Annotated in this window: 12 protein-coding genes; all 12 read left to right on the top strand. The window is 74.0% G+C overall.

The genetic code is table 11. The features are described from left to right. Window positions 1-522, top strand: a 522-nt coding sequence (locus D1825_RS02505; RefSeq protein WP_118765908.1) for a motility protein A, incomplete at its 5' end; no start/stop codon positions are given. Then, window positions 519-1,427 (top strand): OmpA/MotB family protein, encoded by a 909-nt coding sequence (locus D1825_RS02510; RefSeq protein ID WP_118765909.1) that lies wholly within the window; start codon window positions 519-521, stop codon window positions 1,425-1,427. The genes D1825_RS02505 and D1825_RS02510, both read left to right, overlap by 4 nt. 4 nt (window positions 1,428-1,431) lie before the next feature. After that, window positions 1,432-1,941, top strand: a complete 510-nt coding sequence (locus D1825_RS02515) for a flagellar basal body-associated FliL family protein (protein WP_118765910.1) — start codon at window positions 1,432-1,434, stop codon at window positions 1,939-1,941. A 154-nt stretch (window positions 1,942-2,095) separates the two neighbouring features. After that, window positions 2,096-3,079 (top strand): flagellar motor switch protein FliM, encoded by a 984-nt coding sequence (locus D1825_RS02520; protein WP_233549579.1) that lies wholly within the window; start codon window positions 2,096-2,098, stop codon window positions 3,077-3,079. After that, on the top strand, window positions 3,076-3,792 hold the full coding sequence (gene fliN, locus D1825_RS02525; protein WP_118765912.1) for a flagellar motor switch protein FliN: 717 nt from the start codon (window positions 3,076-3,078) through the stop codon (window positions 3,790-3,792). Before D1825_RS02520 ends, fliN begins: the two co-directional genes overlap by 4 nt. Then, window positions 3,792-4,238: a flagellar biosynthetic protein FliO gene (locus tag D1825_RS02530; protein ID WP_118765913.1), complete on the top strand. Its 447-nt coding sequence runs from the start codon at window positions 3,792-3,794 to the stop codon at window positions 4,236-4,238. The genes fliN and D1825_RS02530 overlap by 1 nt, the downstream gene beginning before the upstream one ends. Beyond that, on the top strand, window positions 4,235-5,050 hold the full coding sequence (fliP, locus tag D1825_RS02535) for a flagellar type III secretion system pore protein FliP (protein ID WP_118765914.1): 816 nt from the start codon (window positions 4,235-4,237) through the stop codon (window positions 5,048-5,050). The genes D1825_RS02530 and fliP overlap by 4 nt, the downstream gene beginning before the upstream one ends. Then, window positions 5,050-5,322, top strand: a complete 273-nt coding sequence (gene fliQ, locus D1825_RS02540; protein WP_118765915.1) for a flagellar biosynthesis protein FliQ — start codon at window positions 5,050-5,052, stop codon at window positions 5,320-5,322. The genes fliP and fliQ overlap by 1 nt, the downstream gene beginning before the upstream one ends. Before the next feature lies 1 nt (window position 5,323). Then, on the top strand, window positions 5,324-6,091 hold the full coding sequence (locus D1825_RS02545) for a flagellar biosynthetic protein FliR (RefSeq protein WP_233549580.1): 768 nt from the start codon (window positions 5,324-5,326) through the stop codon (window positions 6,089-6,091). Then, window positions 6,088-7,257: an EscU/YscU/HrcU family type III secretion system export apparatus switch protein gene (locus D1825_RS02550; protein ID WP_199721470.1), complete on the top strand. Its 1,170-nt coding sequence runs from the start codon at window positions 6,088-6,090 to the stop codon at window positions 7,255-7,257. The genes D1825_RS02545 and D1825_RS02550 overlap by 4 nt, the downstream gene beginning before the upstream one ends. Next, window positions 7,254-9,308, top strand: a complete 2,055-nt coding sequence (locus D1825_RS02555) for a flagellar biosynthesis protein FlhA (protein ID WP_118765916.1) — start codon at window positions 7,254-7,256, stop codon at window positions 9,306-9,308. The genes D1825_RS02550 and D1825_RS02555 overlap by 4 nt, the downstream gene beginning before the upstream one ends. Further along, a partial coding sequence (locus D1825_RS02560; protein WP_199721471.1) for a hypothetical protein occupies window positions 9,286-9,938 on the top strand: 653 nt, incomplete at its 3' end. The genes D1825_RS02555 and D1825_RS02560, both read left to right, overlap by 23 nt.

The raw sequence follows: 9,938 nt of genomic DNA on the forward strand, positions 1-9,938 counted from the left end.
CTCGCGGACCGCGCCCGGCGCGAGGGCCTGCTCTCGCTCGAGGACGCGGCACGCAGCATCGACGACGAGTTCCTGCGCAACGGTCTGCAGGCGGCGATCGACGGCACCGACCCCGAGGACCTGCGGGTCATCCTCGAGGACCGCATCGCGACCAAGCGCGCGAGTGACCGCGTGCACGCCAAGTACTTCGCCGACATGGGTGGCTACGCGCCGACCATCGGCATCATCGGCACCGTCATCTCGCTCGTGCACGTGCTCGAGAACCTGTCCGAGCCCGCGGAGCTGGGCCACTCGATCGCCGCGGCTTTCGTCGCGACGCTGTGGGGCATCCTGTCCGCCAACGTCATCTGGCTGCCGCTCGGCGCGCGCATCAAGCGCATCTCCGACCTCGAGTGCCAGCAGATGGAGGTCACGCTCGAGGGGCTCCTCGCCGTCCAGGCCGGCGCCAACCCGCGGCTGGTGGGCGAGCGCCTGCGCAGCCTGCTGCCCCCGGCCGCCGCAGAGAAGAAGGCCGCGGCATGAGCGGCCACGCGGGGCGGGGTCGCGGCCGGCGCGGCGGCGGCCACGAGGAGGAGCACGTCAACCACGAGCGGTGGCTGGTCAGCTACTCCGACATGATCACCGTGCTCATGGCGCTGTTCATCGTGCTGTTCGCGATCAGCCAGGTGGACCAGGACAAATACATCGCGCTGCGCGACTCGCTCAGCGCCGGCTTCCAGGACCAGAGCGGCACCGACTCGGTGCTCGACGGCAGCCGCGGCACGCTCACGGGCGAGAGCGTCGTGCCCGAGACGACGCCGGTCGACGGCACGGCCGGCATGGTCGCCGCGGACGCCGGCCTCGGCACGCAGGGCGCGAGCCCGACGACGGCACCCGACGACCCCGACGACGCAGTGGACCCCGACGTGCTCGCGGCCGCCAGGAAGGAGGCCGCGCACCTGCAGGACCTGCGGGACAAGATCGAGGCGCAGCTCGCCGCGAGCCACCTGGGCGACGCGGTGCGCTTCCGGATCGACGAGCGCGGCCTCGTGCTGGGCCTCGTCGCCGACGACGTCTTCTTCGCCCCCGCGAGCGCGGACCTGACACCCGTGGCCCGCAAGGTGCTCGACGTGGCCGGGCCGATGCTGCGCCGCGTCGACGAGCAGATCTCCGTCGAGGGCCACGCCAACGTGCTCCCCGTCTCCGGGCGGTACGCGACCAACTGGGAGCTGTCCGCCGATCGCGCGACGCAGGTGCTGCGGCACCTCGTCGAGAAGGACCGCCTGCCCGGCAAGCGGATCATGGCCGTCGGTTTCGGCGACGAGCGACCCCTGCAGGCCGGGCACGACGACGAGGCCCTCGAGGCCAACCGCCGCGTCGACCTCGTCGTCCTGTCCAGCGCCCCCGAGGCCGTCCGGGCCCTGCTGCCCGCCCTGAGCAAGGAGTAGTCGGATGCCCATCGAGCAACGCGTCGTGTCCGGTCCGAAGATCGGCGGCAAGATCGGCGGCGGGTCCGGCGCCCCGCAGACGGAGGCCGAGCCCGCGCCCGAGGCCGAGAAGTCCAGGAAGAAGCTCGTCCTGGTGATCCTGCCGGTCGTGCTCGTCGCGCTCGGTGCGGCCTGGTTCTTCCTCCTGCGCCCGTCCGGTCCGGCCGAGCCCGCCGCCGAGCCCACGCCCGAGCCCGGTGAGGTGCTGACCGTCGAGCCCGTGAGCCTCAACCTCGAGGGCGGCCACTACCTGCGGCTCGGCCTGGCGCTGCAGCTGACCACCGACGTGGCCGAGGCGCCCGACCCGTCGAAGGCGGTCGACCACGCGATCGCCCTGTTCTCCGGACGCTCCGTCGAGGAGGTCTCGGACCCGAAGACCCGCGAGAAGCTGCGCGACCAGCTCGCCCACGAGCTGTCCGAGGCGTACGAGGGCGAGGTGATGGGGGTCTACCTGACGAACTACGTCACGCAGTAGCCGGCACGACCGGTCGTTCACTGGCGCCACGGAGGGCGCCGCACCGCTCCGCCGGGTCCCGTCCAGGGACCCGAACCCACCCATGGAGGGTGGGCCGGAGAAGAAGTCCCGTGCGATCGCTCAACACGTCCGCGCGCCCGCCGATGGGTGGCTCGTGACCGACCCGCACGCGCCCGACGCCCCCGCTGTGCCCCCTGCCAACGGCGCGCCCTCTGTCAACGGCGTGCCCACGCCCCGCCGCGCGCGCGGCACGCAGGTCGACACCTACGACTTCCGGCGCCCGCTGACCCTGGTGCGCGAGCACGCGCGCCACCTCGAGATGGCGTTCGAGCGGTTCGCCCGCCAGTTCGGCAACCAGCTGACCGCGCGCCTGCGCGTCGTGAGCCACCTGGCCTTCGACCAGGTCGCGCTCCAGACGTACGACGAGTACGTCAACCTCCTGCCGAGCCCCACCGCGATGGTGCTCTGCACCGTCGAGCACAGCCGGCAGACGGCCGTCGTGCAGCTGCCCGTGGGCGCCACGATGGTCTGGATCGACTACCTCTTCGGCGGCGACGGCCGCGGCGACGAGCGCGAGGGCCGCGAGCTCACCGAGATCGAGCTGACGCTCGTGCGCGACCTGCTGCAGCACTCGCTGGCCGACCTCGAGTACGCGTTCGCGGGCCTCACCCGGCTCGGCGTCACCGTGCAGGGCGTGCAGTACAACCCGCAGTTCGTGCAGGCGACCGGCGCCTCCGAGACGGTGCTCGTGGCCTCGTTCACGCTGCGGGTCGGCGAGCGCGAGGACGCGGTCACGTTCATGCTGCCGGCCGACACGATGCTCGCCGCGCTGCACGCCGCCGACGGCGCGATCGCGCACTCGGCCGAGGACCGGCAGGCGGCCGCGGCCGCGCACGCCGACCTCGAGCTCGCCGTGCAGGGCGTGCCCGTGCGGGTCGGCGTGCAGTTCGCGCCCGTGACCGTCCACCCCCGCGACGTGCTGTCGCTGCAGGTCGGCGACGTCCTGCCCCTGTCCCACCCGTCGTCGACCCCGCTGGACGTGGTCGTCGACGGCGTCGTGCTCGCCCGGGCCGCCATCGGCAGCCACGGGTCACGGCTCGCGTGCCGTGTCGTCACCGTCGAGGAGATCCCCGCATGAACTCGCCCAGCTCCACCGCCGTCGCACCCGACCTCGGCACCGCCCAGCTCGCCGAGCGGGCCGCGCGCGCTGCCGCCGCGCTCGTGCCCGCGACCACCCCGCTGACCGTCGTCGCCGCGCGCGACGGCGACGTCCCCGCGGACGCGGTCGCGGTCGTCGCGACCCTCGTCGGTTCGCCGAGCGCGGACCTCGTGCTCGTCGCGTCCGACGTGCTGGGCGACGTCACGGCCGCGGCCGGCGGCACCCTGACCGCGCTCGACGCCCTGCGCCCCGCGCTCGAGGCGGCCGGCCGCGAGGTCGGCGCGGGCGTCCTCGAGGCCAGCCGGACCGAGCCCGCGGGGGCGGCGACCGGCGGCGCCGAGGTGCTCGCGCTGCAGGACGAAGGCCGCACGGTGGCGTGGTTCGCGCTGCGCGTGCGCGGCCAGCGCACGACGCCGGCCCCCGCGGCCGTCCCGACCCAGCGCGGCAGCATGCGGATGCTCTACGACGTCGACATGACCCTGACGGCCGAGATCGGCCGCACCACGCTCCCCGTCCGCCAGGTCCTCGACCTCACGCCCGGCACGGTTCTCGAGCTCGACCGCGCCGCGGGCGCGGCGGCGGACGTCATGGTCAACGGCCGCCTGATCGCGCGCGGCGAGGTCGTCGTCGTCGACGAGGCGTACGGCATCCGCGTCACGGAGATCGTGTACGACGAGGACGCCGCGCGCTGATGGACACCGTCATGCTCGCCGCGCGGGTCCTCCTGTCGCTCGCGTGCGTGATCGGGCTCATCTGGTTCGCCGGTCGGCGACTGGGCGGGCCGCGACGCGTGCGCGCCCAGCGCGAGGCCGAGGTGCGCCTGGTGGGCAAGCAGGCCGTGAGCCGCCACTCGGGCGTCGCGGTCGTCGCGGTCGGCAACCGCCGGCTGCTCGTCGGCTACGGCGACCAGCAGGTCACGATGCTGTCCGAGCTCGCGCCGGTCGTCGAGGCCGCACCCGCGCTCGCCCCCGCTCCGACCAAGCCCCGCGTCCCGGCACCGCGCGCCCCGCTGGACTCCGGCCTGACCTCCGGGCTCGACCCCGCGCACACCGGCGGCCCGCTGCACGGCTCGGTGCTCTCGCCCGAGACCTGGCGCACCCTCGTCAAGACCCTGCAGGACCGGACGGTCAGGCGGTGAGCGCGCGTGCCGTGGCCCGCCGCCTGACGGTGGTCGTCGCGCTCGCCGGGATCGCGCTCGTGGCCGGGGCGACCGCCTCGACCGCGGCGCCCACCGACCCCGCCACCCCGACGCCGCCCGCGGCGCCCTCGGGCCTGGGCGACAGCGTGACCGTCTCAGTCAACGGCGTGAACGGCACGCCCAGCTCCTCGATCGTGGTCCTCGTCGCGATCACGCTGCTCTCGGTCGCCCCCGCGCTCATCCTCATGACCACGAGCTTCACCAAGATCTTCGTCGTCCTGGCGTTCACCCGGAACGCGCTGGGCCTGCAGGGCGTCCCGCCCAACCAGGTCCTGGCGGGGCTCGCGCTGTTCCTCAGCCTGTTCGTCATGTCGCCCGTGCTCTCGGACGTCAACGCCGACGGCGTGCAGCCCTACCTCGACGGCTCGATGACGTTCTCCCAGGCGGTCGACGCGGGGTCCGCGCCCCTGCGCGAGTTCATGGCGTCCCACACGCGCGAGCAGGACCTGGCGCTGCTCACGCGCGCCGCGGACCGGCCCAACCCGGCGACGCCCCAGGACGTCCCGATGGTCACGCTCGTCCCGGCGTTCCTGCTCTCGGAGCTGCGCTCCGCGTTCATCATGGGCTTCGTCATCTTCGTGCCGTTCCTCGTGATCGACCTCGTCGTCTCGGCGTCCCTGATGTCGATGGGCATGATGATGCTGCCGCCGGTGATGATCTCGCTGCCGTTCAAGCTGCTGCTGTTCGTGCTCGTCGACGGCTGGGGGCTGGTCGTCACCTCGCTGGTCGGCTCCTACACGGGCGGCGGCTAGTGGACACCGCGGCCGTCCTCGACGTGGGGCTCGACGCCCTCGTGCTCGCCGCCAAGCTCTCCGCGCCCGTGCTGGTCACGGCGCTGGTCGTCGGCTTCATCGTCTCGCTGGTGCAGTCGGTCACCCAGATCCAGGAGGTGACGCTCAGCTTCGTGCCCAAGGCGCTCGCCGCCGGCATCGCCCTGCTCGTGTGCGGGCACTGGATGATCTCCGAGCTCGTGAGCTTCACGCACGACCTGTTCGCCCGCATCCCCACCCTCGTGGGCGGCTGACGTGGGACCCGCGACGCTGACGCTCCCGCTCGCCGGGATCGAGACGGTGATGCTCGCGAGCGTGCGGTTCGCCGCGTTCTTCGTCGTCGCGCCGCCGTTCGCCCACCGCGCGGTGCCCGGGACCGTCAAGGTCGGCCTCGCGATGGCCCTCGCGCTCGCGGTCTCGCCGCGGCTCGACCCGCTGCCCTCGGACACCACGCCCGCGTTCCTCGGCGCCCTCGTGGCGCAGGCGGTCGTCGGCGGCGCGCTCGGGTTCCTCGTCTCCCTCGTGTTCGCGGCCGTGCAGTCGGCCGGTGCGCTCATCGACCTGTCCGGCGGCTTCCAGATGGCCACGGCGTTCGACCCGCTCGGCATGACGAGCGGCGCGCCCTTCCAGCGGCTCTACCAGATGGCGGCCCTCGTGCTGCTGTTCGCGACCGACGCCTACCAGGTGGTCATCGCCGGGATGGTCCGCTCGTTCGACGCCCTGCCGCTCGGCGCGATGCTGGACACGGCCGCGCTCGCGCAGGCCCTCACCACGGGCATCACCCAGATGTTCCTGTCCGCGCTGCAGATCGCCGGGCCGCTCATCGTCGTGCTGTTCCTCGCCGACGCGGGGCTCGGTCTGCTCACCCGTGTCGCGCCCGCGCTCAACGCCTTCGCCCTGGGCTTCCCGCTCAAGATCCTGCTCACCCTCACGCTCGGCGGCTTCGCGTTCGTCGGGCTGCCCGCCGTGGTCCAGGGCCTGACCGGCCGGTCGGTCACGCAGATGCTGGGGGTGCTGCCGTGAGCGAGGACAAGTCCGAGAAGGCCACCCCGCAGCGGATGAAGGAGGTCCACCGCAAGGGCCAGCTGGGGCGCTCGCAGGACCTCGCCGCCTGGCTGGGCCTCGGCGCCGCCGTCCTGATGATGCCGACGACGATCTCGCGCGGGCAGTCGGCCGCGGTCGACCAGCTCGCGCTGGTGCGTGACGTCGCGCGCGACCCGTCGGCCGAGGCCGCGGTCGCCGCGCTGCGCGACGGGCTCACGAGCGTGCTCACCACGCTCGCCCCGCTGTTGGTCGTCGCGGTGCTCGTGACCCTCGCGGTCGGCCTGGCCCAGGGCGGGTGGCGCCCGCGCCGGTTCCGCCTGCACGTCGACCAGCTGAACCCGGTCAAGGGCGTCAAGCGGCTCGTCGGCCCGCAGGCGTGGTGGCAGGGGCTCAAGACGCTGCTCAAGACGATCGTCGTCGGCGTCGTGCTGTACGTCTCCGTGCAGGCGCTCGTGCCGCTGGTCGTGGGCTCGGGGCGGCTGCCGCTCTCGCACCTGCTCGGCGAGGCGTCGCGCGGCACGCAGGCGCTGCTGCGCTGGGGCATCGCGGCCGGCGTGCTGCTCGCGGTGCTCGACGTGGTCGTGGTCATGCGGCGCAACCGCAAGCAGACCCGCATGTCGCTCAAAGAGGTCAAGGACGAGCACAAGCGCACCGAGGGGGACCCCATGCTCAAGGGCGCGATCCGCTCCAAGCAGATGGCCATGAGCCGCAACCGGATGATGGCCGAGGTGGCCGGCGCGGACGTCGTGCTGGTCAACCCGACGCACGTGGCCGTCGCGCTGCGGTACGACCCGGGCACCGGCGCACCGCGCGTCGTGGCCAAGGGCGCGGGCGTCGTCGCGGCCAAGATGCGCGCCGCCGCGTCCGAGAACCGCGTGCCGATGGTGGAGGACGTGCCCCTGGCGCGCGCGCTGCACGCGGCCTGCGAGCTCGGGCAGGAGATCCCCGCGCACCTGTTCACCGCCGTGGCCCGCGTGCTCGCGTTCGTCATGGCGCTGCGCCGCCGCGGCGCCGCGGCGGGCCAGCACCGCCTGCAGGGCGGCTCAGCGCTGCCGGCCGACGACACCACCGACCACCGGGCCGCCGCACGCGCGGCCCGCCGCACGCCGGCCCGCGCCGGCGCGACCCCGAAGGCCCAGCCATGAAGAACCGGTCCCTCGCCCCCATGGCCGTGCCCGCGGGCGTCGTCGGCATCGTGCTCATGCTCGTCGTGCCGCTGCCCGCCGCGCTGCTCGACGTGCTGATCGCCGTGAACATCACCGCGTCGCTCGTCATCCTGCTGACCAGCATGTACGTCAAGCGACCGCTCGACTTCTCGGTGTTCCCGTCGCTGATCCTCGTGTTCACGCTGTTCCGGCTCGGCCTCAACGTCGCCTCGACGCGGCTCGTGCTGCGCGACGGGTACGCGGGGCAGGTCATCGACGCGTTCGGCCACTTCGTGGTGGGCGGCTCGCTCGTGATCGGGCTCGTGATCTTCCTGATCCTCGTGGTCATCCAGTTCGTCGTCATCACCAACGGCGCGGGCCGCGTCGCCGAGGTGGGCGCGCGGTTCACGCTCGACGCGATGCCCGGCAAGCAGATGGCGATCGACGCCGACCTCAACTCGGGCCTGATCGACGAGGAGCAGGCGCGCCGCCGCCGCGCGGACGTGGCCGCCGAGGCCGACTTCTACGGCGCGATGGACGGCGGGTCGAAGTTCGTCAAGGGCGACGCGATCGCCGGCATCGTCATCACGGTCATCAACCTCATCGGCGGGTTCGTCATCGGCATGCTGCAGATGGGCATGTCGCCCACCGAGGCGCTCGAGCGCTTCAGCCTGCTGACGATCGGCGACGGCCTGGTCACGCAGATCCCGGCGCTGCTGCTGTCGGTGTCCACGGGCATCGTCGTCACGCGGGCGACCGCCGAGGGCGACATGGGCTCGGCCGCGGCCAAGCAGCTGACCCAGTCGCGCAACGCGCTGCTCATCGCGGGCGGCGGTGCCGTGAGCCTCGCGCTGCTGCCCGGCATGCCCAAGCTGCCGTTCCTGCTGGTGGGCTGCGTCCTGATCATCGTCGCGCAGCGCACCAAGGCCACCCAGGCGCGCGAGGAGAAGGCCGCGCTCGTGCCGGCCGCACCCGCCGCGGCGCCGTCCGCCGACACCCCCGAGCAGCTCATCGAGCAGATGCGCGTCCACACGCTCGAGATCCTGCTCGCGCCGGACCTCGTCGACCTCGTCGGCGACGGCCCCGAGCAGGACCTGCTGGCGCGCGTGCGCGGGCTGCGGCGCAAGACCGCGCTGGACCTCGGCATCGTCGTGCCGCCCGTCCGCACGCGCGACAGCGTCGACCTGCCGCCCGCCACATACGCCGTGCGGATCGCGGGCGTCGAGGTCGGCCGCGGCCAGGCCCCGGCGGGTCGCGTCCTCGCGCTCGGCGACGACCTCGCGGCGCTGCCGGGCTCGGTCGTGCAGGAGCCGGTCTTCGGCCTCGCGGGCAAGTGGGTACCGGCCGAGCTCCGGCACGCCGCGGAGATGACCGGCGCGACCGTCGTCGACCGCGTGTCCGTGCTCATCACGCACCTGGGTGCGCTCATCAACCAGAACGCCGCGCGGCTGCTCGGCCGCGAGGACGTGCGCGTGCTGACGGAGGGGATCAAGCGCGTCAACCCGTCGGTGGTCGAGGAGCTCGTGCCGACGCTCATGTCGCTCGGCGAGGTGCAGCGCGTGCTGCAGGGGCTGCTCACCGAGGAGGTGCCGATCCGCGACCTCGGCCGGATCTACGAGGCCCTCACGCTCCGCGCCCGCGCGGGGACCGACCCCGAGGGGCTCGTGGAGGCGGCCCGCTCCGCGCTCGGCCCCGCGCTGTCGGCGCCCTACGTGCAGGACGGCGTGCTGCGCGTCGTCACGCTCGAGCCCCTGCTCGAGCAGCAGCTCGTCGAGTCCGTCCGGCCCGCCGAGCACGGCACGCAGCTGCTCGTCGACCCGTCCCGTGTCGAGCTCGTGCTCGCGCAGCTGCGCGACGCGGTCGCGCACGCCGAGGCCAGCGGGCGCACCGTGCTCCTGGTGTGCGCGCCGACGATCCGGCCCGCGCTGCGGCGCCTCGTCGCGCTGGGCCTGCCGCGCCTGCCCGTGCTCTCGTACGGCGAGGTCACCGGGGCGGGCGTCACGATCGAGACCGTCGGGGTGGTGAGCAGTGGGCACGCGGTTGCTGCTTGAGGGCACCGACCTGGCCGCCCTGATGGCCCACGTCCGCGAGGAGCTGGGCGCCGGGGCGAAGGTCGTGCGGGCCGAGCGCGTGCGCACGGGCGGGCTGGTCGGCTTCTTCGCGCGCGAGCACTTCGAGCTCACGGTCGAGGTGCCCGAGGCTCCCGCTCCGCGGCCGCGCGCGAGCAGGGCCGACGCCGCGGGCATCGACGCGCTCCTCGAGGCGGCGGACGCCGCCGACTCCGGTCCTCCCGAGGTCTCGACGGGAAGCCCCGCCTTCGCCGACGTGCTCGAGCAGGTCCGGGCGCTGGTCGGCGACGCGACGCCCGTCCCGCGCCCGGCGCCGCCCGAGGTGCTGCGCGCGGTCCAGGCCGACAAGCCCACCGACCTCGCCGACCGGCTCGCGGGCCTGGGCGTCCCCGCGCGGCTGCTCGTCGACCGCCCTCGCACGCTGTTCGAGGCGCTGGCCGCCGTGCCGGTCGCGGCCGCACCCGAGCGTGGACCCGGGTCGGTGCTCGCCGTCGTCGGCGCGCCCGGCGACGTCGACGCGGTCGCGACGCTCCTCGCCGAGCGCCTGCACCTCGACGCCGCCGCGGTGGTGCCGGCCGGCACCCCGACCGCCCGGCCGGCCGTGCCGCGCCC

This window comes from Cellulomonas rhizosphaerae (genome assembly GCF_003470205.1).
Taxonomy (GTDB): Bacteria; Actinomycetota; Actinomycetes; order Actinomycetales; family Cellulomonadaceae; genus Cellulomonas; species Cellulomonas rhizosphaerae.

Coding starts and splice junctions, on each gene's coding strand:
- D1825_RS02510 (WP_118765909.1), top strand. CDS start 519: ATGAGCGGCCACGCGGGGCGGGGTCGCGGCCGGCGCGGCGGCGGCCAC.
- D1825_RS02515 (WP_118765910.1), top strand. CDS start 1,432: ATGCCCATCGAGCAACGCGTCGTGTCCGGTCCGAAGATCGGCGGCAAG.
- fliN (WP_118765912.1), top strand. CDS start 3,076: ATGAACTCGCCCAGCTCCACCGCCGTCGCACCCGACCTCGGCACCGCC.
- D1825_RS02530 (WP_118765913.1), top strand. CDS start 3,792: ATGGACACCGTCATGCTCGCCGCGCGGGTCCTCCTGTCGCTCGCGTGC.
- D1825_RS02555 (WP_118765916.1), top strand. CDS start 7,254: ATGAAGAACCGGTCCCTCGCCCCCATGGCCGTGCCCGCGGGCGTCGTC.